Source organism: Type-E symbiont of Plautia stali (genome assembly GCF_059731115.1).
Window position 1 is genome coordinate 3,150,682 of the sequence record NZ_AP035906.1, and the last position, 25,951, is coordinate 3,176,632.

Consider the following 25,951-nt stretch of genomic DNA (forward strand, 5'->3'; position numbering starts at 1 on the left):
GGCTTGAACAAAAGTGAAATGAAAGGTCGGGGAATCGCTTTTTCTGCGACAGGCTTCGTATCGGAAATCGTACCTCAGACGCCGTAATAACAAGGTCTGCGTGAACGCTTCATGTGCGGTGTGTGCGGTGTGTGCGGTGTGTGTTGACTCTATACAGCATGGGTCGCGTGCATAAAAAAAGGATGGCAAGCGCCATCCTCTTTAATCACATCAGCATGGTGCCAAATCAGGCATACACAGGCAGACGCGCACAGATATCGAGTACCTTCTGCTTGGTGCGCTCGATGGTCGCTTCGTCGTTGATGTTGTCCAGCACGTCAGCGATCCAGCCAGCCAGCTCACGCACGTCTGCTTCTTTGAAGCCACGGCGTGTCACTGCAGGCGTACCGATACGCACACCGGAGGTCACGAATGGGCTCTTCGGATCGTTAGGTACACTGTTTTTGTTCACAGTGATGTTAGCACGGCCCAGCGCGGCATCCGCTTCTTTACCGGTCAGGTTTTTGCTCACCAGATCGATCAGGAACAGGTGGTTATAAGTACCGCCTGAAACGATGTTGTAGCCACGCTCCAAAAGAACTTCAACCATTGCTTTGGCGTTTTTAGCCACTTGCTGCTGGTAAGATTTGAACTCTGGCTCCATTGCTTCTTTGAACGCCACCGCTTTACCCGCGATCACGTGCATCAATGGACCACCCTGACCACCCGGAAACACCGCAGAGTTCAGTTTTTTGTACAGATCTTCGTCGCCGTTTTTCGCCAGAATCAGGCCACCACGTGGACCCGCCAGAGTCTTGTGGGTGGTTGAGGTCACGATGTGTGCATGCGGAACCGGGTTCGGGTAGACATCAGCGGCGATCAGACCGGCAACGTGTGCCATGTCAACGAACAGGTAAGCGCCCACGCTATCAGCGATTTCGCGCATTTTTGCCCAGTCACACACGCCAGAGTATGCAGAGAAACCACCGACGATCATTTTTGGCTTATGCGTTTTAGCCAGCTCAGCCAGTTCGTCGTAGTTGATTTTGCCGGTTTCGTCGATGCCGTAAGGGATGACGTTATACAGCTTGCCTGACAGGTTCACTGGTGAACCGTGCGTCAGGTGACCACCGTGCGCCAGGTTCATACCGAGGATGGTGTCGCCCGGCTGCAACAGCGCAGTGTAAACCGCGAAGTTGGCCTGTGAGCCAGAGTGCGGCTGTACGTTGGCAAAGTCTGCGCCAAACAGCGCTTTCGCGCGATCGATTGCCAGCTGCTCAACGATATCAACGTATTCACATCCGCCGTAGTAGCGTTTGCCCGGATATCCTTCGGCATATTTGTTGGTGAGCTGTGAACCTTGCGCCTGCATAACGCGTGGGCTGGTGTAGTTTTCAGAAGCAATCAGTTCGATGTGCTCTTCCTGACGCACCTTCTCTTGCTCCATAGCCTGCCACAACTCGGCATCATAATCGGCAATGTTCATATCACGCTTTAACATCCGGCATCTCCTGACTAGCTAACTTTTTTAACGGCAGTTTAGGCCCCGGCAAGGGGCGAAGGCCAACAGTGTAAACGGTTTTGACAGGTGACGGTAGCGCCAATCCCCTCTTTTTACGCAAACGATTGGCACGGCGCTGGAACGGGTTTTTTACGCCTTTTTGCAATCCTGTAAATCACGATATTTGCTCACGGTGGAGAGGAATATTTTTCAGGTTTGTGGGCCAGCTTCCAGCTTCAGCACCTAACCCGCAATCAAAACAGGGGATTTACAGGCTGGATGAACGATCATAAGATGCATTTAAAATGCATGTTTAAATTCACTGTGAGGCATTCACCATGCTTGATGCGCAAACTATCGCTACCGTAAAGTCTTCCCTGCCCGCTATTGCTCAGCTTGGCCCGCAACTCACTGGCCACTTCTACCAACGTTTGTTAACGGCACATCCGGAACTGAAAAACGTCTTCAACATGAATAATCAGCGCAGTGGCAATCAGCGTGAGGCGCTGTTTAATGCCATTGTCGCGTACGGCAGCAACCTGGAGAACCTGGCGGTGCTGCTGCCGGCGGTAGAGAAAATTGCGCAGAAGCACACCAGCCTGAACATTCAGCCCGCGCAATATGCGGTAGTCGGTGAAACGTTGCTGGCCACCATCGAAGAGTTACTCAATCCCGGCGATGACGTCTTACAGGCGTGGGGCAAAGCTTACGGGGTGCTGGCGGATGTGTTTATCCAGCGTGAAGAGGCGATTTATTGCGCCTCAGAAGAGAAAGTCGGCGGCTGGCGTGGCGCGCGTGACTTCCGTATCCGTGCTATCAACACTGAAAGCTCGGTGATCAAAAGCTTTGAACTGGTTCCCAACGATGGTCAGCCCGTGGCAGACTTCCTGCCCGGACAATACCTGGCCGTTAGTCTGCGACCTGAAGGTAACGAGAATATCCAGCATCGCCAGTATTCACTCATCCATCGCCCCAACGCTAAATCTTATCGTATCGCGGTGAAGCGCGAAGAACACGGTAGCGTTTCCGGCTGGTTGCACGCCCATGCGAAGGTCGGTGATATTGTGCAATGTGCGGCACCGGCGGGTGATTTCTATTTGCAAACAACAGGGACCGCGCCGATCACGCTGATTTCTGCCGGTGTGGGCCAAACTCCGATGCTGGCGATGTTAGCCAGCCTGGCTGAACAGCAGTATGCGGGTGCGGTTAACTGGCTACATGCGGCCGAATGTGGTGCACAGCATGCTTTCGCGGATGAAGTACAAGCCACAGGTTCACGCCTGCCGCACTTCGCCAGCCATATCTGGTATCGCCAGCCGGAAAGCCAGGACAGCGGTCGTTATGATGCTACAGGGTTAATGGATCTCGCGGGCATTTCCAGTGAACTGAATCAGGCCGGCCGTCAATTCTGGCTATGCGGGCCGCTGCCATTTATGCAGTTCGTCGCGCGCCAGCTAGTGGATGCCGGTATCAGTGCCGATCGCATCCATTATGAAGTCTTTGGCCCACACAAAGTGCTGTAAACAAAAAAAGCCTGCGCAATGCAGGCTTTTCATGGGCTAACGAAGGGGCTTAGATCGCCTCTTCGTCCTCTTCACCGGTACGGATTCGCACCACGCGCGCCACGTCGAACACAAAGATTTTGCCGTCGCCGATTTTGCCGGTCTGCGCGGTATTCATAATGGCTTCAACGCAGGTGTCGACGATGTCATCACCGACCACCATTTCGATTTTCACTTTTGGCAGAAAATCGACCATGTACTCCGCGCCACGATACAGCTCAGTGTGGCCTTTCTGGCGACCAAAGCCCTTCACTTCACTGACCGTCATCCCGGTGATGCCCACTTCAGCCAAGGCTTCGCGTACATCATCGAGTTTGAATGGTTTAATAATTGCATCGATCTTTTTCATGACAGATCCTTTTTTCACTCCCTCCATGATGGACGGATAACAAGTAGTATATACCCGTCCTGCTTCAAGTTGCAGAGGGGTTGGCGGCTCTCTTTTCCCCAAGTCGCTTGAAGAAGTAAGCTCATCGGGATGCTTTCGTTTGCCGTCTGACTGCAACTCAAATTATTTGGGGTAGTCAATGGATGAATCAATATGCCGCAGCAAGCTACTCTTTAAATTCACTGGCGTCCAGCTCATGGCGTGACAGCAGCTTATAGAATTCAGTACGGTTACGTCCAGCCAGACGCGCGGCGTTGGTGACATTTCCTTTGGTCATTTGCAGCAATTTGCGCAGATAGTTGAGCTCAAACTGATTACGCGCCTCGACAAAGGTTGGCAGCGCGGTGTTTTCACCCGCTAACGCCTGTTCAACCAGCGCATCCCCGATCACCGGTGACGTGCTCAGCGCGACACACTGCTCAATCACGTTGACCAGCTGCCGCACGTTGCCAGGCCAACTGGCTCCCACTAAACGTTTCATCGCATCCACAGAGAAGCTGCGCACGAAGGGTTTATGGCGTTCGGCCGATTGGCGCAAGAGATGGTTCGCCAACAGCGGAATATCTTCTGCACGTTCATGCAGCGCCGGAATCTTCAGATTCACCACATTGAGGCGATAGTAGAGATCCTCGCGGAAACTCTTTTTCTCCATCGCTTTGGGCAGATCGCGATGCGTGGCCGAGATGATGCGCACGTTGATATCGACATCCCGATTACTGCCCAGCGGACGCACTTTTCGCTCCTGCAAGACGCGCAGGAGTTTGACCTGCAACGCCTGTGGCATATCACCAATTTCATCAAGAAACAGCGTGCCACCCTCCGCTGCCTGAAACAGCCCTTCACGCGCACTCACGGCACCGGTGAAAGCCCCTTTGGCGTGACCAAACAGCTCAGACTCCAGCAGTTGCTCCGGTAGCGCACCACAGTTAATGGCAATAAACGGCTTGTTTGCACGCGGGCTGGCGGCGTGAATCGCCTGCGCAAGCACCTCTTTACCGGTACCGCTCTGGCCGTTAATCAACACGCTAACATCGGATTGCGCCACCATGTGCGCCTGATCCAGCAAACGCAGCATCAATGGATTGCGTGTTACCACGGCCTCACGCCAGGTGTCATCGCTGACCGGCGCGCGCTGTGCCAGCGCTTCATCAATGGCTTTATACAGCGCGTCACGATCCACGGGCTTCGTCAGAAAACTGAACACCCCCTGCTGCGTAGCGGAAACCGCTTCGGGGATCGAGCCGTGCGCCGTAAGAATGATCACCGGTAAACCCGCATGGCGTTTCTGGATTTCGCCAAATAACGCCAGTCCGTCCATTTCATCCATACGCAGATCGCTGATCACCAGATCAACTTTCTCTTTCTGCAACTGGCGCAGCGCATCCGGGCCACTTGCGGCGGTGGTCACCTGATAGCCTTCACTGCTTAAGCGCATGCCAAGCAGTTTAAGCAGGCCGGGATCATCATCCACCAGCAGTAAACGTGCAGACTGTTTCATGGTCACTGATCCTCACTTTGTGCATCACTGGCGCCGTGCGATGTATCGCTGCTGTCCGCCGGTTTACGGGACGACAGCTGGCGTTCGATGTCAGTTAAGCGCTCAAGCTTACGCTGAGTCTCCTCCAGTGATTGACGCAGTTTGGTTTGCTGCTGGCGCAGGCTATCCAGCTCAGTATCGTGGCTTTGCTGGAGTGCAGCATAGCGGCTGCGTTCACCACTTAACGCCAGCTGCGCCGCCTGATTGCTACGCCACAACATTAATAACGGACGCACGGAGGTTGGATAGGAAGCGCTGTAACCGTCTAGCGTATCGACGAACTGACGGCGCTCAAAGGGCGTCACATTGCCATTTGCCAGCAGAATGCCTTGTTTAAAAGCACGCGACCAGCCTTGTACTGGCCAGCGTCGTGCCTCAGCCCGCGCTTCCGCTGGGGATAAACGCTCACCACAGTCGATAGCACGCTGCCAGTAAAGGGGGTTGCTCATGGCTGTTGGCGTTTCAATCTTCCACACGTTTTGACAATCGGTCGCCAGATAATCAGGCAGCCGCACTTCTGGCTCAGGAAGATTGGTGCCATCGTGTAACGCGCTGCCCGTGGACGGTGTCTGGCAGGCACTCAAGCCAAATGCCACCAACGCGCAGCTAAAAAGTTTAATCAGGGTGTGTTTCATTAATCAGGCATTCCCGGCGCTGGTCGTCAAAATGATTCGAAAACAGACATCCGCATCCTTGCGCGTTACCAATTGCAAATCGCCCTGCATCCTGCGCAGGCAATCTTTGGCGATGCTTAACCCCAGCCCGCTGCCTTTAACAGGCCCTTTGCGCTGCTGACTACCCTGAAAAAAGGGCTCAAAGATCATCGCCTGCTCTTCAGCCGGAATCGGTGTACCGGTGTTCGCCACCTCAATCCACACCTGGTTGCCTTTCTGTTGGCTCTGCAGCCAGATGTTACCGGATTCGCTGCCGTAGTTCACGGCGTTCGAATAGAGGTTATCGATGACCCTTTGCAGCAAGGTTGCCTCTGCCAGACAGTACGTCACCTGAAGATCAACATGGGTGGTGATATGTCGCGCACTGGCAGGCAATGAATGGATTTTAACAACCGCATCAACGATGTCATTGAGCGCCACCGGCTCGAGCGCCATGGGGCCATCCGCCAGTTTGCGGTTGTAATCCAAAAGTTGTTCGATGAGACGCTGCAGATGGCGACTGCTGGTGTCGAGGATCGCCACCACTTCCTGCTGTTCTGCATTGAGCGGCCCAGCAACCTGATCGGCCAATAATTCCGTGCCTTCACGCAAGCTGGCAAGCGGGGTTTTCAGTTCGTGTGAGAGATGACGCAGAAACTCATGACGCTGCTCTTCCAGCCAGCTCAAACGCTCGCTCAGCCACACGATGCGCTGACCGAGTGAGCGGATTTCACGAGGGCCGCGAAAACTCACGCTGTCACCCAGCGCTTTGCCTTGCCCCAGTCGGTTAATCATCCGTTCAACGCGTTTAACCGGGCCGATGATCATGCCGGTAAACAGCAGCACCAGTGCCAGACTGATCAGAAACAGAATCAGCGCCTGCCAGCCGAAAAACTGGCCGCGATCGGCGATTTCGCGCTGAAGCTGCAAGCCACGCGAAAATACCACTTCACGCGTCGCCTGCACCATTTGCGCATTGGCATCAGAAAAATGTTCGAGGGCCGTTGCGGCTTTTGCCACTGGGTTACCGTTGTCGCACTGCACGCTGGCGAGCTGCGGCAAGGTTTCCTGCAACGCTTTGAAGGAAGGAAGATCCGGCAGGCTATCCGCATGGCTGGTGAGCATCTGACCGTACCGCGTCCACTGCGTCTGATAAAGCTTTTGCAAGGTGGCATCCCCTAACACGCAATATTGACGATAACTGCGCTCCAGCTCGAGCGCCGTGCGCGCCATCGCTTCGCTGCGGCGTACGTCGGTGAAGGTATTGCGATTGGTATCTGCGGCCTGATTACTGAGCGCAGACAAACTTTCCCAGGCTTGCCACGCCAGCACCAGCAATGGCAACAGGACCAGTAAAAAAGCCATCAAGACTAACTGCCGCAGGGATCGGGGAAACAGACGCCATCTCTTCACTACCGCGCATCCTTTAATGTGAGCTGCTGGCATGCTAACGAAGTATCAATAGGGAAGAAAGTACCGAAAGGAAAACGGCAGCCCTTTTGGGCTGCCGTGAGAGCGACGCCGCAGCATCGCTTGCAAAATAGGTGGAGCCTAACTCAACGTTGCGTCCGATGCTTGATAACGTTGCAAAGCAAGCGATTATCGGTTGGGTGGACGGCAGGCTCCGTTTGGTGCGTCATTCGAATTTTATGAGCTCAACCGCAGTGCGGGGCAATCATAGACAGGAGAATGAGCAACGCAGTGAGTATAGCAACTATCGTGCCAGAAATGAAATAGCATTGATTATCAGAGTAATGCGAGGTGTGACGCAGTTTTTTTATGAAAAAGCGGACCGGCTGGTCTGGCGAAAGTGTCGCTGATCAGCAACGAGTTAGAGGATGAAAAATTGATCCAATATAAATCAATAATTTAAATGTCACCATTTAGCGACACATCAATATCGTGTTTGTCGCTAATTTCCGACAATTTTGCGAGCCAGCCAAAGTAGGTCATGGCGTAATGGATTGAGTGAGTGAGTGAGTCTGGACCAGCTGGCTAAAAGAAAGGCCGCCTTGCGGCGGCCTCTGATGCAGTCGGCTAAATTAGCCCAGCTGCTTGCGTGCGTTGCGGAAGATACGCATCCACGGGCTGTCTTCGCCCCACTCTGCTGGGTGCCAGGAGTTGCTCACGGTGCGGAACACACGCTCTGGGTGCGGCATCATAATGGTGACACGACCGCTTTCATTGGTGACTGCAGTGATACCGTTCGGCGAGCCGTTCGGGTTGGCAGGGTAATTTTCGGTCACTTTACCGAAGTTGTCCACGAAGCGCAGCGCCACCAGACCTTTGCTTTCCAGCTGAGCCAGATGCGCACCGTCACGCACTTCCACGAAGCCTTCACCGTGCGACACGGCGATTGGCATATGAGAACCGGCCATGCCGTCCAGCAGCAACGATGGGCTCGCAGCCACTTCAACCAAGCTGAAACGGGCTTCAAACCGCTCTGACTGGTTACGTACAAAGCGTGGCCACAGTTCGCTGCCCGGAATCAGCTCACGCAGATTCGACATCATCTGGCAGCCGTTACATACGCCCAGCGCCAGCGTCTGTGGACGGTGGAAGAAGTTTTCGAACTCATCACGCACACGGCCGTTGAACAGAATCGACTTCGCCCAACCTTCACCGGCACCCAATACGTCACCGTAAGAGAAGCCACCGCACGCGACCAGCGCCTGGAACTCTTCCAGACCACGACGGCCCGCCAGCAGGTCACTCATGTGCACATCGACAGCGGTGAAGCCAGCACGGTGGAAGGCAGCGGCCATCTCAACGTGGGAGTTCACGCCCTGCTCACGCAGAACGGCAACACGAGGACGCGCGCCTGTGGCGATCATCGGCGCAGCAACATCTTCCTCTGGCTTGAAGGTCAGATGAACGTTCAGGCCAGGATCGTTGTCGTCTTTCTTCGCTTCGTGCTCCTGATCGGCACAGGCAGGGTTGTCACGCAGACGCTGCATCTGCCAGGTGGTCTCTGCCCACCAGGTACGCAGCGTGGTACGACTTTCGCTGTACACCGCGCTCTCACCAGAGCGGATCACAAAGCGATCGCCCGGCAGCGCCTGACCAATCACATGCACATTGCTGCTCAGACCATGGTCGGCAAACACTTTCTCAACGGCTGCACGATCAGCGGCATTAATCTGGATCACTGCACCCAACTCTTCGCTGAACAGTGCTGCCAGCGCATCGTTACCCAGCGCGGCGATATCGGCTTCGATACCGCAGTGACCGGTGAAAGCCATTTCTGCCAGTGTTACCAGCAGGCCGCCATCAGAACGGTCATGGTAAGCCAGCAGCTTCTGCTCGGCCACCAGCGCCTGAATGGCGTTGAAGAAGCCCGCCAGTTGCGATGCATCACGTACGTCGGCTGGTTTGTCGCCTAACTGACGATAAACCTGTGACAGCGCGGTAGCACCCAGGGTGTTTGCGCCGTTGCCCAAATCAATCAGCAACAGCAGGTTATCCTGGTCAGCTTGCAGTTGAGGCGTTACGGTGCGACGCACATCTTCTACACGCGCAAAGGCGGTGATCACCAGCGACAGCGGCGAGGTCATCTCACGCTCTTCGGTGCCCTGCTGCCAGCGGGTTTTCATCGACATCGAGTCTTTGCCCACTGGAATCGTGATGCCCAGCGCCGGACAGAGTTCTTCACCAACCGCTTTCACTGCGGCATACAAACCGGCATCTTCGCCTGGGTGACCTGCTGCGGCCATCCAGTTTGCAGAGAGCTTCACGCGCTGCAGGGAACCAATCGAGGTGGCTGCCAGGTTGGTCAGCGCTTCACCGACCGCTAAACGGCCTGAGGCAGCGAAGTCCAGCAAGGCGACTGGAGCACGTTCGCCCAGTGAGAAGGCTTCGCCGTGATAGCTATCCAGGCTGGCGGTGGTCACTGCACAGTTCGCTACCGGGATCTGCCATGGGCCGACCATCTGGTCACGCGCCACCATACCGGTTACCGAACGGTCACCGATGGTAATCAGGAAGGTTTTCTCTGCCACAGTTGGCAGATGCAGTACGCGATTAACGGCATCTGCCACGGTAATGCCGTCACGCACCAGCGCATCGCCTTTGGCCTGCTGAGTGGCAACATCACGCGTCATCTTCGGCGTTTTGCCCAACAGCACGTCCAGCGGCATGTCGATAGGGTTGTTATCGAAGTGGCTATCCGCCAGGTTCAGGTGCAGCTCTTCGGTGGCTTCACCGATCACCGCATAAGGTGCACGCTCACGCTTACACAGCTCGTCAAACAGCGCCAGTTGAGCCGGTGCCACCGCCAGTACATAACGTTCCTGGGATTCGTTACACCACACTTCCAGCGGGCTCATGCCTGGCTCATCGTTGAGGATGTCACGCAGGTTGAAGTTGCCGCCACGGCCACCATCACTCACCAGCTCTGGCATCGCGTTAGACAGACCGCCAGCACCGACGTCGTGGATGAACAGAATCGGGTTGGCTTCGCCCAGCTGCCAGCAACGGTCGATCACTTCCTGGCAGCGACGCTCCATTTCCGGGTTGTCACGCTGGACAGATGCAAAATCCAGATCCGCATCAGACTGACCAGAGGCCATTGAAGAGGCTGCTCCGCCGCCGAGGCCAATGTTCATCGCGGGCCCGCCGAGCACGATCAGTTTCGCGCCGACGACGATCTCACCCTTCTGCACGTGGTCAGCACGGATGTTACCAATACCGCCCGCCAGCATGATCGGCTTATGGTAGCCACGCAGTTCTGAGCCATTATGGCTGTTCACGCGCTCTTCATAAGTACGGAAGTATCCGTTCAGTGCAGGACGGCCAAATTCGTTGTTGAACGCTGCGCCGCCCAGTGGGCCTTCAGTCATGATATCCAGCGCGGTAACAATACGCTCCGGCTTACCAAAATCTTCTTCCCACGGCTGTTCAAAACCCGGAATACGCAGGTTGGAAACGGAGAAACCGACCAGGCCCGCTTTCGGCTTCGCGCCACGTCCCGTTGCGCCTTCATCACGGATTTCACCACCGGAACCGGTCGCAGCACCTGGCCACGGGGAAATCGCGGTCGGGTGGTTATGGGTTTCCACCTTCATCAGGATATGCGCCTCTTCCTGATGGAAGGTGTATTCGCCCTTCTGCGCATCGGCGTAGAAGCGGCCCACTTTTGAACCTTCCATCACCGCGGCGTTGTCTTTATAAGCAGACAGAACGTGCTCAGGATTGTGTTCAAAGGTGTTTTTGATCATTTTAAACAGCGACTTCGGCTGTTTTTCACCGTCGATAATCCAGTCGGCGTTGAAGATTTTATGACGGCAGTGCTCTGAGTTTGCCTGAGCAAACATATAGAGCTCGATGTCGTTCGGATTGCGGCCCAGTTTGGTGAAGGCATTCAGCAAATAGTCGATTTCGTCATCGGCCAGTGCCAGGCCCAGCGTGGTGTTGGCCTGTTCCAGTGCAAGGCGACCGGCACCCAGCACATCAACGCTTTTCAGCGGCTGTGGTTCATGGTGTGCGAACAACTGCTGCGCATCATTCAGGTCACCGAACACGGTCTCCATCATGCGGTCATGCAGCAGGCTAGCCAGCTGTTGCCATTGCGCTTCCGTCAGCTGCGGCGCCTGCACATAGAAAGCCATACCGCGTTCGAGGCGGATAACCTGGGGCAGATCGCAGTTGTGCGCGATATCGGTGGCTTTTGATGACCACGGAGAAATGGTGCCGGGACGCGGCGTCACCAGTAACAAACGCCCTTGTGGCGCGTGCTCGGCGAGAGAAGGACCGTATTTCAGCAGACGTTGCAGGCGGGCATGTTCATCCGCACTGAGCGGTGCACTGACATCGGCAAAATGGACGTACTCGGCGTAAATATCACTCACTGGCAGGTGAGCGTCCTGAAAGCGGGTCAGCAGTTTGTTTACACGAAATGCCGACAGAGCGGGCGAACCACGCAGAATTTCCATCATCAAAGATCTCTCGTCTTCGAAGCGCCGGGCGACGCTTCATTGGGCGCAACAGGGGAAAACGGGCGGTATTATAGAGAAACAGCACGGGTTACGAAACCGTTTGCGCATAAAATCTGGCACTCAGCATTTGGCTGAATTTTGCACAATTCTTGCTATATAAGTTGCCCTGCTGCACTTTGTTGCGCAAAATGCCCCTCGCTCTGGGAGTAAAAACAACACAAATACTGCCTTTAAAAGACAGAGGCCTGTGAGCCATTACGAGACAACTATTTGAAACGCCTGAAAATAAACTATCTGTTTATCGGTCTGATCACCGTGCTGCTTGCGCTGGCACTGTGGCCTTCCATCCCCTGGTACGGGGGCGGAAAAGACGCGCTATCACAGATTAAATCACGTGGAGTGCTGCGCATCAGTACCGTCAACTCCCCGCTGACTTACTACACCATCAATAATGCACCAGCCGGTATGGATTACGAGCTGGCGAAACGCTTCGCCGATTATCTTGGCGTCAAACTTGAGGTTACGGTGCGTCCGAACCTCGGCGATCTGTTTGACGATCTGGATGATGGTAAGGCGGATTTGCTGGCCGCCGGGTTGATCTACAACGGTGAACGCCTTGCCCACTATCAAAGTGGACCGAGCTACTACTCTGTTTCGCAGCAGTTGGTGTACCGCATTGATAAGCCACGGCCGAAGAATCTCGGCGATTTGAAAGGCCGCCTGATTGTGCAGTCCGGTTCGGCATATCTGTCAACTTTACGTTCCGCAAAAGCTGACAGCTATCCCGATCTCGATTGGGCGATTTCTACCGATCAGGGACAGAAAGCGCTGCTGGAAGCCGTCGCCGACGGCAAGCTGGATTACACCGTGGGCGATTCGGTCACCATCGGTTTATTGCAGCGCATCCATCCGCAGCTGGCCGTAGCATTCGACATCACCGATGAAGAACCGGTCACCTGGTATCTGCCACGCAGTGATGATGACAGTCTGAATGCGGCAATGCTCGACTTCTACAGCCAGATGGGCGAAGAAGGCACAATGGCGCGCCTCGAAGAGAAGTATCTCGGTCACGTTGGCACTTTTGATTACGTGGATACCCGCACCTTCCTGCGCGCGATTGATAACACGTTGCCGGATATCAAACCGCTGTTTGAGAAATACGCGGCGAGCATGGACTGGCGTCTGCTGGCAGCCATCTCTTATCAGGAGTCGCACTGGAATCCGCAGGCGACCTCACCGACCGGCGTGCGCGGCATGATGATGTTGACGCGTAACACCGCTGACAGCCTCGACGTCAACGATCGCCTTGATCCTGAGCAGAGCATCCGTGGCGGCAGCGAATACCTGCAACGTATGATGGAGAAGGTGCCGGACACCATCCCTGATGATGAGCGCATCTGGTTTGCATTGGCGGCGTATAACATGGGCTATGCGCACATGCTGGATGCCCGCAAGCTGACGGCCAAACAAGGCGGTAATCCTGATAGCTGGGCCGATGTCAAACAGCGTCTGCCGATGCTAAGCCAGAAGCGTTATTACGCGCAAACCTCCTACGGTTACGCGCGCGGCCATGAAGCTTACAACTATGTCGAGAACATCCGTAAGTATCAGATCAGTCTGGTGGGATATCTGCAGGAGCAGGAGAAGCGTATCGCTCAGCAGTCGGCGCTGGAAGCCGAATTGGGCGCCGGTTACCCGGCGGTCGAACCTAAGATTGCGATGAACTAACCTTCGCGCTGCGCCTGGCGCAGCGCTTTCTTTTGCTCACGGCGCATGCGGAAGAAGTCACTCAACATTCCGGCACACTCGTCCGCCAGTACACCGCAATCAATCTGAATCTGATGATTCATACCTGGGTGACCAATCACGTCCATGAGCGAGCCCGCTGCGCCCGTTTTCTCATCCTTTGCGCCATATACAAGCCGCGTAATGCGACTGTGTACCATCGCACCGGCGCACATCACGCAGGGTTCCAGCGTCACATATAACGTGGTATCAAGCAGGCGATAGTTTTCGAGGATTTTTCCGCCCTGCCGCAGCGCCATGATTTCGGCATGCGCGGTCGGGTCGCACTGACCAATCGGTCGATTCCAGCCTTCGCCAATCACTTTATCGCCCTGCACTAATACCGCGCCCACCGGCACTTCGCCCTGTTCCCACGCGCGACGCGCCAGCTCCAGCGCATGGCGCATCCAATATTCATCTGTTTGTGGGTTCACCGGGCAGCTCCTGCGAATTTAAAGGCGGCGCATTATAGACGGAATCGCCGCATGATTCACTCCAGCTGTTGCAGCTCACCGCGAGGTGTCACCCGCCAGCGATGCTGGCAGAAGAACAGCAGCGGGTTATCCTGTTTACTGTCGCTGTAACCGCTGTAGAGTTGCAATGGTGTACCAATCTTCTCTTCGAGTTGAGCGACCTTCTCATGCCCGAGGCAACGCATGGCCAGCACGCGTCCCCCTAAACCGGGTTGCATCTGACTGGCAATCAGCTGTACGCGCGGCAGAAAGGCCGAATCGAAATAGACCTGCTCCACCAGTGATTGTGGTGAACCAGTGATCAGCCACACATCCGCATCATCGCTGCTGAGATAATCGGTCAGACGTTGTTGCACCACCGGAAAAGCGGTGACGCGCTCGCGGAACCATGTCGCGAACGCGGCCTCACGCTGACGCAGGCGCAGCTCACTGTGGCCAAAAGTAATGGCCCACAGCAGTAAACTCATTGGCCAGCGTGCGGCGCGTCCTTTAAACAGCATTCCCAGGCCAATTACCGGCAACAGCGGCACCACCAGCAACAGGTTGATCGGCTGGCGTCGCAGCAGATAACGCATAAAGGTGCCAAACATGTCCTGCTGATGCAGCGTGCCATCCAGATCGAAAAACACCACGCGGCGTTGCGTACCCTTTGTCAAACTCCTCTCCTTATCTTTCCTTTCTACGGCTTGCCCTACAGTGTAGCCAGCTTCAACGGCAGGGGCGAAAGCAGTCATTTTTAATTCCAATGGCCACAATGCCAGCTGAATAGTTTATTCTTTGTGTCGGCGTGCTGTCATTAAAACCTGATGGTGCGAAAAGAGACTAAGCTCAAGCGGGATTAGATGGATTAAGGATCGAACATGAGTTCATTGCTGCGAATTCGCCAGCTCTACCCTCGACTGGCGCTAAATGAGCGTCGGCTGGCGGATTTTTTGCTGTCGCAGCCGGATCGGGCACGGCATCTGAGTTCACAAAAACTGGCTGAGGAATCGGGCGTCAGCCAGTCGAGCGTGGTGAAGTTTGCCCAAAAATTGGGCTATAAGGGATTCCCTGCGCTGAAACTGGCACTGAGTGAGTCGCTGGCGGATCGCGACGCCATCACCGTGCACAATCATATTCTTAGCGACGATCCCCTCAAAGTGGTCGGCGAAAAATTACTGACTGAGAAGATTTCCGCTATCCGCGCCACGCTGGATATCAACAGCGAAGAGAAATTGCTGCAAACCCTGCAATTGCTGAAAAACGCCAACCGCATTTTGTTAGTGGGCATCGGTGCGTCGGGGTTAGTGGCGAAAGATTTCTCATGGAAGCTGATGAAGATTGGCATCAACGCGGTAGCCGAGCAGGATATGCATGCTTTACTGGCGAGCGTGCAGGCGATGGCACCGGGGGATGTGCTGCTGGCGATTTCCTATACCGGCGAGCGGCGTGAGATTAACCTTGCGGCACAGGAAGCCGCGCAGCTGGGGGTCGACGTGCTGGCGTTTACCGGCTTTACCCCCAACTCGCTGCAACAGTGCGCTTCCATATGCTTGTACACCGTTGCCGAGGAGCAAAGCACGCGCAGTGCCGCAATCTCATCCACCAGTGCACAACTGGCGTTGACTGACCTGCTGTTTATGGCGTTGGTACAAAACGATCCAGAACGCGCTTCAAGCCACATAAGGCACAGTGAAGAACTGGTCAAAAAACTGGTGTGATACAAAAAAAGCCGTCATTCGGCCTTTTTACTTTGCGAAGCAGAATCGTGACGACAGGCCTGGCGGCTCGCATGCTGCAAGTTATGCAGGCACTCATCGCATAAAGCGGCATCATCAGACATCCAGCGAGCCAGCCACCCTCGCGCAACTCCACACTGAATGCATTGCTGCTTTAAAAACATTTCTTTCAACGAGTTAATTTTTATCATGGTGCTTACGACAAACATTTATGCGGATAATTACCGCACAAAATGATAACTCGGAGTATTCCTAATTCCTATCTAACCTTTGATGAATTTTGCTTGAGTGACGCAATCCTCGCTTTGTTTGATCCCGCGCAATAAACCATGCGACCTTATAAGCCGGTTTTATGATAAGGTGCGCGCCTTCTTTGTCAGGCTAACGGCGATCATGGCTTTACTTATTACGGCGAAATGCATCAATTGCGATATGTGCGAACCTGAATGCCCGAACCAGGCCATCAGTTTAGGTGAGGCGATCTATGAGATTGATGTCGACCGCTGCACCGAATGCGTGGGCCATTATGATGTGCCGACCTGCCAAAGCGTCTGCCCGATTGATAACACCATCATTTCTGACCCACAGCACCCGGAAACCCGTGAGGCGCTGTGGGAGAAATTTGTCGTGTTGCACCCTTAGTCTTCGATGATCACCGTTGCGCAGGCGTAGTGGCGCTCATCGGCCAGCGTGACATGCACATGTTTCACGCCCAACTGGCTGGCAATCACTTTTGCCTGTTCGAAAAAGCGTAAGCCCGGTTTGCCAAGCGCGTCGTTGTACACTTCGAATTGATTAAAGGCCAGACCACCGCGAATGCCTGTACCAAAGGCTTTGGCCGCCGCTTCTTTCACCGCAAAACGTTTGGCAAGAAAGCGCACCGGTTGCTGGTGCGCCTGATATTGCTGCCACTCGGCTTCGCTCAAGACGCGACGCGCCAGACGATCGCCGGATCGCTCAATCACACCGGCAATACGTTCGATTTCAACGATGTCGCTGCCGAGTCCGAGAATCGCCATTAACGACGCGCTTCCCGCATCAGCTGCTTCATCTCTGACACCGCATCCGCCAGGCCACTGAACAGCGCACGGCCAATGATGGCGTGACCAATGTTTAGCTCATGCATCTCCGGCAGTTCAGCGATGGCTTGCACGTTGTGATACGTCAGACCGTGACCGGCGTTAACCTTCAAACCGAGGCTGGCTGCAAATGTGGCTGCTTTGCGAATACGCGATAATTCGGCTTCACGCTCCAGCCCTTCCGGTGCTTCCGCATAGGCGCCAGTGTGGATCTCAATGTAAGGCGCGCCGCTGGCAACGGCCGCTTCAATCTGGCGGTGGTCGGCATCGATGAACAGCGACACCAGAATACCCGCTTCGCTCAGCAGGCGAACCGCAGCATTGATTTTGTCCTGCTGACCCGCCACATCTAATCCGCCTTCAGTGGTCACTTCCTGGCGCTTTTCCGGCACCAGACACACGAAGTGCGGCTTGATATCACAGGCAATGTCGATCATCTCATCGGTCACCGCCATCTCCAGATTCATACGTGTCTGGATGGTGTCGCGCAGAATACGCACATCGCGATCGGTGATATGACGACGATCTTCACGCAGGTGCACAGTGATGCCATCTGCGCCCGCCTGTTCAGAAACAAACGCCGCCTGGACTGGATCGGGATAATTCGTGCCACGTGCGTTACGTACGGTGGCGATGTGGTCAATGTTGACCCCTAACAGCAACTCAGCCATGACAATCCTTAAATAGGTTCAGTGTGTTTGCAGTGTACCGTGCTGAGCATATCAGGCGGTACGACCAGCGCTAGTCGTTTGCCACATCGGGCTTCTTTTTGGGCACAAACTGGCGAAACAGTTCCTGGCTCTTCAGCGGTTTACCGCCCAGATAAGGCTTGAGCGCCATACGCGTGAAGCGCTTGGCAGCACGCAGGCTGTCGGCATCGGGAAACTCGCGTTCCCACAGCGCACGCAACTGGCGACCGGTAAAACTGCGTTGGTTCACCACCAGGCTGGCGATAAACCCCTTCTCTTCACGATAACTGTACGTCATGCCGTCATCGATCTCTTCACCACTGCCCGCACAGTGCAGGAAATCCACGCCGTAACCCAGGTGGCCCAGCAGCGCCAGTTCAAAGCGACGCAGCGCCGGTTCAGGCGTGCCACTGCCTGCGGCCAGCATCTGGATGCAATGGAGATAGTCAAAGAAGAGGTCGGAGAAAGGAATTTCCTGCTCAAGCACGCGAGACAGCAGTTCGTTAACGTACAACCCGCAGTAAAGCGTGATGCCACTGAGCGGTAAGGCCAGCGACACCGCTTCAGCGCTGCGCAGCGTTTTAACTTCGCCACGCCCACCCCAACGCACCAGCAGCGGCGTGAAGGGTTGGAGTGCACCTTTGAGTTGCGAACGGCGCGAGCGTGCGCCTTTGGCGAGGACGCGGACGCGCCCTTCGCTTTCGCTGAACAGATCGAGCAGGAGGCTGGTTTCGCTGTAAGGGCGACTATGCAGCACAAAGGCGCGTTGCCAGCCTTCCATCAATTATTCGTCTGTATAGCCCAGGCTGCGCAGTGCACGTTCGTCATCCGCCCAACCCGATTTCACTTTAACCCACAGTTCGAGATGCACTTTGGCTTCAAACATCTCTTCCATGTCTTTACGCGCTTCAATACCGATGGTTTTAATCTTGGCGCCTTTGTTGCCAATCACCATCTTCTTCTGCCCTTCGCGCTCGACGAGGATCAGACCGTTGATGTCATAGCCACCACGATCGTTAGAGACGAATTGTTCGATTTCCACGGTCACTGAGTAAGGCAGTTCCGCACCGAGGAAGCGCATCAGTTTTTCACGGATGATCTCAGACGCCATGAAGCGCTGTGAACGATCGGTGATGTAATCTTCCGGGAAGTGATGGTCAGATTTCGGCAGGCATTTACGCGCGATAGCGGCAATGGCATCAACGTTCTTACCGCTTTCCGCCGAGATCGGTACAATCTCAAGGAAGTTCATCTGCTGGCTCAGGAACTGCAGGTGTGGCAGCAGAATGGTTTTATCCTGAATGTTATCGACCTTGTTAACCGCCAGCACTACCGGCACTTTGCCGTCGCGCAGCTTGTTCAAGACCATTTCGTCGTCCGGCGTCCAGCGGGTGCCTTCAACAACAAAAATTACCAGCTCCACATCACCAATTGAGCTGCTGGCAGCACGGTTCATCAGGCGGTTAATCGCCCGCTTCTCTTCCATGTGCAGGCCGGGAGTATCCACGTAGATCGCCTGATAAGCGCCTTCAGTGTGAATACCCATGATGCGGTGACGCGTGGTTTGCGGTTTACGCGAGGTGATCGACACTTTCTGCCCCAGTAATTGGTTCAGTAAGGTGGATTTGCCAACGTTAGGTCGGCCAACAATCGCGATAAAGCCGCTGTGTGTTTCGATTTCGCTCATTCGAGTCCTGACTTGAGCAGCGTCGCTGTCGACGCTGCGATATGACTATGTATTTTATTCGAGACCAAGCTTAATTAATGCCTGTTCAGCGGCAGCTTGCTCTGCTTTACGGCGGCTGGAACCTACACCCACCACCGGTTCTGCCATGCCACTCACCTGACAGTGAATGGTGAATTCCTGATCGTGGGCTTCGCCACGCACCTGCACCACCAGATAAGAAGGCAGCGGCAGGTGACGCCCTTGCAGAAACTCCTGCAGACGCGTTTTTGGATCTTTTTGCTTATCACCCGGGCTGATCTCATCAAGGCGATTTTGGTACCAATCGAGAATCAGTTTCTCAACGGTTTGAATGTTGCTGTCGAGGAAGATACCGCCAATCAGCGCTTCAACCGTATCAGCAAGAATCGATTCGCGACGGAAACCTCCACTCTTCAACTCGCCCGGTCCAAGACGTAAACATTCGCCAAGTTCAAACTCACGCGCCATCTCTGCCAGGGTATTGCCCCGCACCAGCGTAGCGCGCATGCGGCTCATGTCACCTTCATCCACACGTGGGAAGCGGTGATAAAGCGCATTGGCAATCACATAGCTGAGAATGGAATCGCCAAGAAACTCAAGACGTTCATTGTGCTTACTGCTGGCACTGCGGTGAGTCAATGCTTGCTGCAGTAGTTCCGGATGAGTAAAAGTGTAGCCCAGTTTGCGCTGCAGCTTGTTAATAAGGATGGGGTTCATGCGATTCCAGTTATTCTGTGCGTCTGTAACTCTGCATACGAAACAGGGCTGAGCTTCCAACACGTTCTGTTTCGTTTGCAGTGGCCCCCCGAAAGAGGCCAACCGTGTTGCCCACCGCAGTGGGCATAGTGCTTAGTGGATTCCGCCGATGCGACTTAAGCGCACGCCCGTTGGCCACTGTCCTTCTTGTTTCTCAAAGCTCATCCAGATAGCCACCGCTTTACCGACCAGATTCTTCTCAGGCACAAAGCCCCAGTAGCGGCTGTCGGCGCTGTTATCGCGGTTATCGCCCATCATGAAATATTGCCCTTCCGGCACGATCCATGTGGATTGCGGCTGACCCGGCTGCTGATAATACATGCTTGCCTGGCTCTGCGCTTCGTTTACTAACAGGATATCGTGCGTCACCGTGCCCAACGTCTCTTTACGTGTTCCCAGACGCAGGCCGCCCTTCATGGTTTCGCCCTGTGGTGCTTCAAAGAAGCCGTTGCCGGTTTCATTGCCATCAAAGCCGCTGAAGGTTTGAATGAAGCGGCTTGGCTCCACGTTGGTATAGGTGATCGGCAACGCGGTATCGCATTTGCCCGTGCCACAACCCGGGTTAACCGTCAGCGTTTTACTGTAAGGATCAAACACCACTTTGTCGCCCGGCAGACCGATCACACGTTTAATGTAATCGACGCTCGGATCTTTCGGGTATTTAAACACCGCCACATCACCACGCTGCGGATGACCCGTTGGGATCAGCGTGGTTTGAGTAATCGGATCTTTGATTCCGTAAGCAAACTTCTCCACCAGAATAAAATCACCAATCAGCAGCGTTGGCATCATGGAACCTGATGGGATCTGGAATGGCTCAAAAATAAATGAGCGAACGATCAGCACCACCGCCAGCACCGGGAACACCGATGCCGCCGTTTCTACCCAGCCTGGCTGAGCCGCCACTTTGGCCAGCGTTTTGCCGTCCAATGTGTTGCCCGCCTGCGCTTGTGCAGCTGCCTGCTTAGCACGACGCGCCGGAGCCCACTTAAAGCGATCGATACACCAGATAACACCCGTTATAAGCGTGGCGATCACCAGAATCAGGGCGAACATATTAGCCATTAAAGTTCCTTATTTGCTGTCTTTACCGACATGCAGAATGGCAAGGAATGCTTCCTGCGGCAGCTCAACGTTGCCGACCTGCTTCATTCGCTTCTTACCGTCTTTCTGCTTCTGCAACAGTTTCTTCTTACGGCTCACGTCACCGCCATAGCATTTCGCCAGGACGTTTTTACGCAGCTGCTTGACCGTTGAGCGAGCGATAATGTGGTTGCCGATTGCCGCCTGAATCGCAATATCGAACTGCTGACGTGGAATCAGATCTTTCATCTTCTCCACGAGGTCGCGGCCACGATACTGAGAGTTATCACGGTGGGTAATCAGCGCCAGCGCATCAACACGTTCTGAGTTAATCATCACGTCGACACGCACCATGTCAGAGGCCTGGAAACGTTTAAAGTTATAGTCCAGCGATGCATAGCCGCGAGACGTTGATTTCAGACGGTCGAAGAAGTCGAGTACCACTTCTGCCATCGGGATTTCATAGGTCAGCGCAACCTGTTTACCGTGATAAACCATGTTGGTCTGCACACCGCGTTTCTCAATACACAGGGTGATGACGTTGCCGAGGAATTCCTGCGGCAGCAGCATATGACACTCGGCGATCGGTTCGCGCAGTTCTTCAATATTGTTCAGCGGTGGCAGCTTCGAAGGGCTGTCAACATAGACTGTCTGGCCGTCGGTGGTGATGACTTCATAAACTACCGTTGGCGCTGTAGTAATCAGGTCGAGATCGTATTCACGCTCCAGACGTTCCTGAATGATCTCCATGTGCAGCAGACCGAGGAAGCCGATGCGGAAGCCGAAGCCCAGCGCCGTTGAGCTTTCTGGCTCATAGAACAGTGAGGCATCGTTGAGGCTCAGTTTGCCCAGCGCATCACGGAACGCTTCATAGTCATCAGAGCTGATCGGGAACAGGCCAGCATATACCTGTGGCTTCACTTTCTTAAAGCCTGGCAGGACATGTTCAGCAGGATTACGTTGCAGCGTCAGGGTGTCACCGACTGGCGCGCCCATGATGTCTTTGATCGCGCAAACCAACCAGCCTACTTCGCCGCAGTTCAGTTCATTACGGTCAACCTGTTTCGGTGTAAAGATGCCTAAGCGATCAGCGTTATAGGTCTGACCGGTGCTCATCACCTTCACTTTGTCGCCTTTACGCAGCGTACCGTTCTTGATACGAATCAGTGACACAACGCCCAGGTAGTTATCGAACCATGAGTCGATGATCAGCGCCTGCAGTGGGCCTTCTGGATCACCTTCCGGTGGTGGGATATCACGCACCAGACGCTCAAGCACATCCGGAACGCCAACGCCGGTTTTCGCCGAGCAGCGCACGGCATCAGCCGCATCAATACCCACGATATCTTCAATCTCTTCCGCCACGCGCTCAGGATCGGCCGCAGGCAAGTCGATTTTGTTCAGAACCGGTACCACTTCCAGATCCATTTCCATTGCGGTGTAGCAGTTCGCCAGCGTCTGTGCTTCAACGCCCTGACCTGCATCGACCACCAGCAAAGCCCCTTCACAAGCCGCTAAAGAGCGGGAAACTTCATAGGAGAAGTCAACGTGGCCGGGAGTATCGATAAAATTGAGCTGGTAAGTTTCACCGTTCAGCGCTTTGTAATCGAGCGTGACGCTTTGCGCTTTGATGGTAATGCCGCGCTCGCGCTCCAGATCCATAGAATCCAGAACCTGCGCCGCCATCTCACGATCGCTGAGGCCACCACAAATCTGAATCAAGCGGTCAGAGAGCGTTGATTTGCCGTGGTCGATGTGTGCGATGATGGAGAAATTTCGTATGTGCTTCATTTATATGAATATCTTCACGTAAAAAATCAGTGGAAAACTTGAGCACAGACACATTCAGGAAAGTGAGCTTTACCCGGAATCCTGTCAGCCTCATTAATGACGACGCATATTACACTGTTAACGCCGCGCGTTAAAGAATGGAACTGTGGGGAATCGCAACAGATTTCAGCGGGTAAGCCTAAATGAAAAAGCCGCGCATTGCGCGGCCCTGGCAGGGATCAACCTTCATTTTCTACGCGCATGGCATCGGGCGGTAACGCAACGCTGAGGATGATCGGCTGAAAGGCTTCCCGATGACCGAACACGCTGGAAACCCCTTTAGCCACAATAAAGCCACCGATGCCGCCTAACAGTGCACCGCAGGCCGCCGCCAGATCGCTGTGGAATAGCATCTGAAACAGACCTGCGACTAAAAACAGGCCAAACAGCGGCGTCATGTAAACCAGCAGCGCTGAACCCAGCAGACTGCTTTCACGGATACCCAATTCAATGCGCTGTCCGGGCTGTAAAGGCTCCGGGCTGGCAATGGTCATGACATGAGCATTTTTCGGCCCAAGTTGATTGAGCGCGTGGCTGCCGCAGCCTTTGCGGGCTGAACAGCTGTTACAGGAGGTTTTCGCTTCCGAGTGCAGCGTGGCAATGCCTTTTTCCCACGCCACCACGGTGGCCCATTCTCTCATCATTTTTGTGCACCTGAATCTATGCTGTCCGCGATACGTTTGGCCGTTGCAGGCGGTAATTCGCCCACCACGGTGATTTCACGATTATCGCGCACTTCTGTCTGCACCGTACGACGCCCAGTGCGCAATGACTGCGGCACACTGCTTTTATCGGCAGACGTAATGTTGATAGCAAAGCTAAATAAGCCATCGCTGTACAGACGAGATTCTACGGTTTTATTCATGGCTGGCATATCGCGGCGACTCTGCGAAATCAGTGTCATACCCGCTGGCAACCAGCCTGGCTGCCAGCTGAGCTGCACTTTATCGCCCGCCGGTAATGACAGCGTTGGCGGCAGATTGGCTTTTTCCAGCCCCTGCATCAGATTACGCACGCCTTCATCCACCGCAAAGCTGATGACACGGAACTGCTCCAGCGTTTCACCATCACGATCCAGCAAATCAATGCGTAGCGGCAATTTAGTATCAACATCCAGCCACACGACATAGCTGTAGCGCGTGCCATCACGCGACACGATGCGCACCACTTCGCACATTTGATCGGCCATACGTGAACGTCCTACCGGAATAAAATCGTAGGCATCACCAAGGCGGGAGAAATCAGCAAACATCAATGCAGGCAGCGCATCAATAATGTGATTGCCCGGTAGTGAGAAAGGATCAAGTCCAGGCTCGAAGTAGCTGATGTCATTGCCACGTTGAATCACTTCACGACGCGGCCCATCCATCTGCAACAGTTGGGCAAAGATACGATTATCGATAACTGCATGACGATAGCGCAGAGATTCAATGCCAAGACGAGAGACATTGATGTAGGCGAATTCGTAGTTGAGGTTCTGGCTTGCCTGCTCCATCTGCTGTAACAACGCCCCGGAAGCAGATGTCTGCGCCGGGGCGGTGGAGGACCAAAGCAGGCTGCCTGCCAGCAGGCTAACGGCACACCAAAGTTGCTTCATTACTGCTGTTGAGTTCCTAACGACTGATTTCCGGGAACGTTAGCTTGCGCCTGCTGAGGATCATTCTTTTCATCGAACTGGACCTGATCAGCATGCAGACGGCGTTGCAGTTCATAGTCCTGCAGCATGGCATTCACACGACGACGCTGTTCCTGAACCTGCTGGTTAGAGCTATTGGTGTCAAACGCGTCAGAAGGGACGCCAAGACTGACAGGAGAAGCTTTACCCATCATCGGCAGCGTATTAAACGCTGGAGAATCTGAGGTTTCCGTTGCACTGCTGCCAGGCTGAGTATTGTAGTGCTGAACACCCACAATCACGGCCAGCGAGACACAGGCAGCCACACCAATCTGCGCCAGTTGTGCAGTCCAGGTGCCGCCACGACGCCAGAACGGCATTTTCTCCCAGCGTGATGGCTCAGGCTGCGCTTCAGGAATCAGCGGAGTCACTTTACGCAATGGCTCATTTTCAATGGCCGCTGCAACGCGTGCGGAGATATCAAAATGCAGCACTTCACCGACATCACCTCGTAAGGTGTCGCGGATTAGATGGTAGCTCTCCCAGCTTTTTTGAAGATCTGCATCCTTCGACAACGACGCCAGCAGCTCGTTATCGAGAGTTTCACCATCCATTAAAGCGGAAAGTTTTTCTTTCTGCATGCTTTGGTACCCTTCCAGTAGCCGTTATCACTGACGTTGGATAAGCGGTTGAACTTTATTATCAATGGCCTCTCGGGCACGGAAGATACGCGAACGAACCGTACCCACCGGGCAATCCATGATGGCGGCAATCTCTTCGTAACTTAAACCATCCAACTCCCTGAGGGTGATGGCCATACGCAGATCTTCGGGAAGCGCCTCAATGGTCCGAAAAACAATTTGTTTCAGTTCCTCTGACAACATTAAGTTCTCAGGGTTCGAAATTTCTTTTAATGCTCCCGCACTTTCGAAATTTTCTGCATCGATAGCATCCACATCGCTGGATGGCGGACGACGCCCCTGAGCCACTAAATAGTTTTTTGCTGTATTCACCGCAATGCGGTACAGCCATGTATAAAAGGCGCTATCGCCACGGAAAGATTCCAGTGCGCGATACGCTTTAATAAAGGATTCCTGAACCACATCAGGCACATCGCCTGAAGGGACATAACGTGAAACCAGGCTCGCCACTTTATGCTGGTATCGAATCACCAGTAAATTAAATGACTTTTGATCTCCCTTCTGAACCCGCTCAACGAGAACCTGATCCGTTAACTGCTCGCTCATCCGAGGTAATGTCTCCCCAAATCTCTTTTTATGCGTAAGTGAACTGCCAGCACATCTCATTGTTCTGAGCAAGCATGCGCTTAGAGTCATATGTTGGCCTGAAGTTCACCACGACCAGATATTTTCCGTATCGGAACCACGACATCATTGTTGTTGATTGTCTTTCAGTGTAGCGACTGGCTACGCCGTTGGCGTCTTTTGCGGCACCGATAATCGCTGGGAGAGTACCCTATGACGCCCTAATTTTCACCTTTATTACCTGAATTTTCAGAGTGTTTGGTATAAAAAACACGATGTGCTTATTTTCGGACATAACTTACTGATATCGCGTGATTATGTCGCCGCTCTGGATAATTTTACCGCGTAATTTGTTCAAAATACTTCACAGGACCGGCTTCCAGGCTTATGCTCGGGAAAC

23 protein-coding genes are annotated in these 25,951 nt (G+C 54.2%); 4 read left to right on the plus strand and 19 right to left on the minus strand.

Annotated elements, in window-relative coordinates:
- Positions 1–226: 226 nt before the first annotated feature.
- Entirely contained in the window at positions 227–1,480 is a 1,254-nt protein-coding gene (gene glyA, locus AC6I8L_RS14455) for a serine hydroxymethyltransferase (protein WP_045814929.1), read from the minus strand.
- Positions 1,481–1,818: 338 nt separating this feature from the next.
- Here glyA and hmpA point away from each other — a divergent pair, with 338 nt between their 5' ends.
- Positions 1,819–3,003: an NO-inducible flavohemoprotein gene (gene hmpA, locus AC6I8L_RS14460; protein WP_058959152.1), complete on the plus strand. Its 1,185-nt coding sequence runs from the start codon at positions 1,819–1,821 to the stop codon at positions 3,001–3,003.
- A 49-nt stretch (positions 3,004–3,052) separates the two neighbouring features.
- Here hmpA and glnB read toward each other — a convergent pair whose 3' ends face one another.
- From glnB to purL, 5 genes are all read right to left on the minus strand, one after another.
- Positions 3,053–3,391, minus strand: a complete 339-nt coding sequence (glnB, locus tag AC6I8L_RS14465; RefSeq protein WP_034825643.1) for a nitrogen regulatory protein P-II — start codon at positions 3,389–3,391, stop codon at positions 3,053–3,055.
- A 205-nt stretch (positions 3,392–3,596) separates the two neighbouring features.
- Positions 3,597–4,928, minus strand: a complete 1,332-nt coding sequence (glrR, locus tag AC6I8L_RS14470; protein ID WP_058959153.1) for a two-component system response regulator GlrR — start codon at positions 4,926–4,928, stop codon at positions 3,597–3,599.
- Between the two features lie 2 nt (positions 4,929–4,930).
- Positions 4,931–5,602: a two-component system QseEF-associated lipoprotein QseG gene (qseG, locus tag AC6I8L_RS14475; protein WP_058959154.1), complete on the minus strand. Its 672-nt coding sequence runs from the start codon at positions 5,600–5,602 to the stop codon at positions 4,931–4,933.
- Positions 5,603–5,605: 3 nt separating this feature from the next.
- A complete protein-coding gene (locus tag AC6I8L_RS14480; RefSeq protein WP_058959155.1) occupies positions 5,606–7,033 on the minus strand; it encodes a sensor histidine kinase in 1,428 nt (475 codons plus the stop codon).
- A 629-nt stretch (positions 7,034–7,662) separates the two neighbouring features.
- Positions 7,663–11,553: a phosphoribosylformylglycinamidine synthase gene (gene purL, locus AC6I8L_RS14485; RefSeq protein WP_058959157.1), complete on the minus strand. Its 3,891-nt coding sequence runs from the start codon at positions 11,551–11,553 to the stop codon at positions 7,663–7,665.
- 270 nt (positions 11,554–11,823) lie between these two features.
- Here purL and mltF point away from each other — a divergent pair, with 270 nt between their 5' ends.
- Positions 11,824–13,281: a membrane-bound lytic murein transglycosylase MltF gene (mltF, locus tag AC6I8L_RS14490; protein ID WP_058959158.1), complete on the plus strand. Its 1,458-nt coding sequence runs from the start codon at positions 11,824–11,826 to the stop codon at positions 13,279–13,281.
- Here mltF and tadA read toward each other — a convergent pair.
- Complete coding sequence (gene tadA / locus AC6I8L_RS14495) at positions 13,278–13,745, minus strand: tRNA adenosine(34) deaminase TadA (RefSeq protein ID WP_034825953.1); 468 nt, start codon at positions 13,743–13,745, stop codon at positions 13,278–13,280. The genes mltF and tadA overlap by 4 nt on opposite strands.
- 83 nt (positions 13,746–13,828) lie before the next feature.
- Positions 13,829–14,467 carry a phosphatidylglycerophosphatase C gene (gene yfhb / locus AC6I8L_RS14500; protein WP_058959159.1) on the minus strand — a complete coding sequence of 213 codons (639 nt, stop codon included), beginning with the start codon at positions 14,465–14,467 and terminating at the stop codon, positions 13,829–13,831.
- A 204-nt stretch (positions 14,468–14,671) separates the two neighbouring features.
- Between yfhb and AC6I8L_RS14505 the strand changes: the two genes are divergently transcribed.
- Both AC6I8L_RS14505 and AC6I8L_RS14510 read left to right on the plus strand, forming a co-directional pair.
- Positions 14,672–15,511 (plus strand): MurR/RpiR family transcriptional regulator, encoded by an 840-nt coding sequence (locus tag AC6I8L_RS14505; protein WP_034825629.1) that lies wholly within the window; start codon positions 14,672–14,674, stop codon positions 15,509–15,511.
- Between the two features lie 411 nt (positions 15,512–15,922).
- Positions 15,923–16,171 carry a YfhL family 4Fe-4S dicluster ferredoxin gene (locus AC6I8L_RS14510; RefSeq protein ID WP_058959160.1) on the plus strand — a complete coding sequence of 83 codons (249 nt, stop codon included), beginning with the start codon at positions 15,923–15,925 and terminating at the stop codon, positions 16,169–16,171.
- On the opposite strand, the gene acpS is transcribed toward AC6I8L_RS14510, so the two are convergent.
- The 11 genes from acpS to rpoE form a co-directional block, all read right to left on the minus strand.
- Positions 16,168–16,548 (minus strand): holo-ACP synthase, encoded by a 381-nt coding sequence (acpS, locus tag AC6I8L_RS14515; RefSeq protein ID WP_034825626.1) that lies wholly within the window; start codon positions 16,546–16,548, stop codon positions 16,168–16,170. The genes AC6I8L_RS14510 and acpS overlap by 4 nt on opposite strands.
- The gene (pdxJ, locus tag AC6I8L_RS14520) at positions 16,548–17,279 is read right to left on the minus strand and encodes a pyridoxine 5'-phosphate synthase (protein ID WP_058959161.1); all 732 of its coding nucleotides are present in this window, start codon (positions 17,277–17,279) and stop codon (positions 16,548–16,550) included. The genes acpS and pdxJ overlap by 1 nt, the downstream gene beginning before the upstream one ends.
- 70 nt (positions 17,280–17,349) lie before the next feature.
- Positions 17,350–18,078 (minus strand): DNA repair protein RecO, encoded by a 729-nt coding sequence (gene recO, locus AC6I8L_RS14525; protein WP_034825622.1) that lies wholly within the window; start codon positions 18,076–18,078, stop codon positions 17,350–17,352.
- 3 nt (positions 18,079–18,081) lie between these two features.
- Positions 18,082–18,984 (minus strand): GTPase Era, encoded by a 903-nt coding sequence (era, locus tag AC6I8L_RS14530; RefSeq protein ID WP_034825620.1) that lies wholly within the window; start codon positions 18,982–18,984, stop codon positions 18,082–18,084.
- A 54-nt stretch (positions 18,985–19,038) separates the two neighbouring features.
- Positions 19,039–19,719 carry a ribonuclease III gene (rnc, locus tag AC6I8L_RS14535; RefSeq protein ID WP_034825618.1) on the minus strand — a complete coding sequence of 227 codons (681 nt, stop codon included), beginning with the start codon at positions 19,717–19,719 and terminating at the stop codon, positions 19,039–19,041.
- Positions 19,720–19,851: 132 nt separating this feature from the next.
- Positions 19,852–20,823: a signal peptidase I gene (lepB, locus tag AC6I8L_RS14540; protein WP_034825616.1), complete on the minus strand. Its 972-nt coding sequence runs from the start codon at positions 20,821–20,823 to the stop codon at positions 19,852–19,854.
- 9 nt (positions 20,824–20,832) lie between these two features.
- Positions 20,833–22,632 (minus strand): translation elongation factor 4, encoded by a 1,800-nt coding sequence (gene lepA / locus AC6I8L_RS14545; protein ID WP_034825613.1) that lies wholly within the window; start codon positions 22,630–22,632, stop codon positions 20,833–20,835.
- A gap of 218 nt (positions 22,633–22,850) precedes the next feature.
- Positions 22,851–23,315, minus strand: a complete 465-nt coding sequence (rseC, locus tag AC6I8L_RS14550; RefSeq protein ID WP_058959162.1) for a SoxR-reducing system protein RseC — start codon at positions 23,313–23,315, stop codon at positions 22,851–22,853.
- Complete coding sequence (rseB, locus tag AC6I8L_RS14555) at positions 23,312–24,268, minus strand: sigma-E factor regulatory protein RseB (protein WP_058959163.1); 957 nt, start codon at positions 24,266–24,268, stop codon at positions 23,312–23,314. Before rseB ends, rseC begins: the two co-directional genes overlap by 4 nt.
- Positions 24,268–24,927 carry an anti-sigma-E factor RseA gene (gene rseA / locus AC6I8L_RS14560; RefSeq protein WP_034825605.1) on the minus strand — a complete coding sequence of 220 codons (660 nt, stop codon included), beginning with the start codon at positions 24,925–24,927 and terminating at the stop codon, positions 24,268–24,270. Before rseA ends, rseB begins: the two co-directional genes overlap by 1 nt.
- Positions 24,928–24,954: 27 nt before the next feature.
- Positions 24,955–25,533 carry an RNA polymerase sigma factor RpoE gene (gene rpoE, locus AC6I8L_RS14565; protein WP_038645348.1) on the minus strand — a complete coding sequence of 193 codons (579 nt, stop codon included), beginning with the start codon at positions 25,531–25,533 and terminating at the stop codon, positions 24,955–24,957.
- Between the last annotated feature and the right edge of the window lie 418 nt (positions 25,534–25,951).

Coding starts and splice junctions, on each gene's coding strand:
- glyA (WP_045814929.1), bottom strand. CDS start 1,480: ATGTTAAAGCGTGATATGAACATTGCCGATTATGATGCCGAGTTGTGG.
- hmpA (WP_058959152.1), top strand. CDS start 1,819: ATGCTTGATGCGCAAACTATCGCTACCGTAAAGTCTTCCCTGCCCGCT.
- glnB (WP_034825643.1), bottom strand. CDS start 3,391: ATGAAAAAGATCGATGCAATTATTAAACCATTCAAACTCGATGATGTA.
- glrR (WP_058959153.1), bottom strand. CDS start 4,928: ATGAAACAGTCTGCACGTTTACTGCTGGTGGATGATGATCCCGGCCTG.
- qseG (WP_058959154.1), bottom strand. CDS start 5,602: ATGAAACACACCCTGATTAAACTTTTTAGCTGCGCGTTGGTGGCATTT.
- purL (WP_058959157.1), bottom strand. CDS start 11,553: ATGATGGAAATTCTGCGTGGTTCGCCCGCTCTGTCGGCATTTCGTGTA.
- tadA (WP_034825953.1), bottom strand. CDS start 13,745: ATGCGCCATGCGCTGGAGCTGGCGCGTCGCGCGTGGGAACAGGGCGAA.
- AC6I8L_RS14505 (WP_034825629.1), top strand. CDS start 14,672: ATGAGTTCATTGCTGCGAATTCGCCAGCTCTACCCTCGACTGGCGCTA.
- AC6I8L_RS14510 (WP_058959160.1), top strand. CDS start 15,923: ATGGCTTTACTTATTACGGCGAAATGCATCAATTGCGATATGTGCGAA.
- acpS (WP_034825626.1), bottom strand. CDS start 16,548: ATGGCGATTCTCGGACTCGGCAGCGACATCGTTGAAATCGAACGTATT.
- pdxJ (WP_058959161.1), bottom strand. CDS start 17,279: ATGGCTGAGTTGCTGTTAGGGGTCAACATTGACCACATCGCCACCGTA.
- recO (WP_034825622.1), bottom strand. CDS start 18,078: ATGGAAGGCTGGCAACGCGCCTTTGTGCTGCATAGTCGCCCTTACAGC.
- era (WP_034825620.1), bottom strand. CDS start 18,984: ATGAGCGAAATCGAAACACACAGCGGCTTTATCGCGATTGTTGGCCGA.
- rnc (WP_034825618.1), bottom strand. CDS start 19,719: ATGAACCCCATCCTTATTAACAAGCTGCAGCGCAAACTGGGCTACACT.
- lepB (WP_034825616.1), bottom strand. CDS start 20,823: ATGGCTAATATGTTCGCCCTGATTCTGGTGATCGCCACGCTTATAACG.
- lepA (WP_034825613.1), bottom strand. CDS start 22,632: ATGAAGCACATACGAAATTTCTCCATCATCGCACACATCGACCACGGC.
- rseC (WP_058959162.1), bottom strand. CDS start 23,315: ATGATGAGAGAATGGGCCACCGTGGTGGCGTGGGAAAAAGGCATTGCC.
- rseB (WP_058959163.1), bottom strand. CDS start 24,268: ATGAAGCAACTTTGGTGTGCCGTTAGCCTGCTGGCAGGCAGCCTGCTT.
- rseA (WP_034825605.1), bottom strand. CDS start 24,927: ATGCAGAAAGAAAAACTTTCCGCTTTAATGGATGGTGAAACTCTCGAT.
- rpoE (WP_038645348.1), bottom strand. CDS start 25,533: ATGAGCGAGCAGTTAACGGATCAGGTTCTCGTTGAGCGGGTTCAGAAG.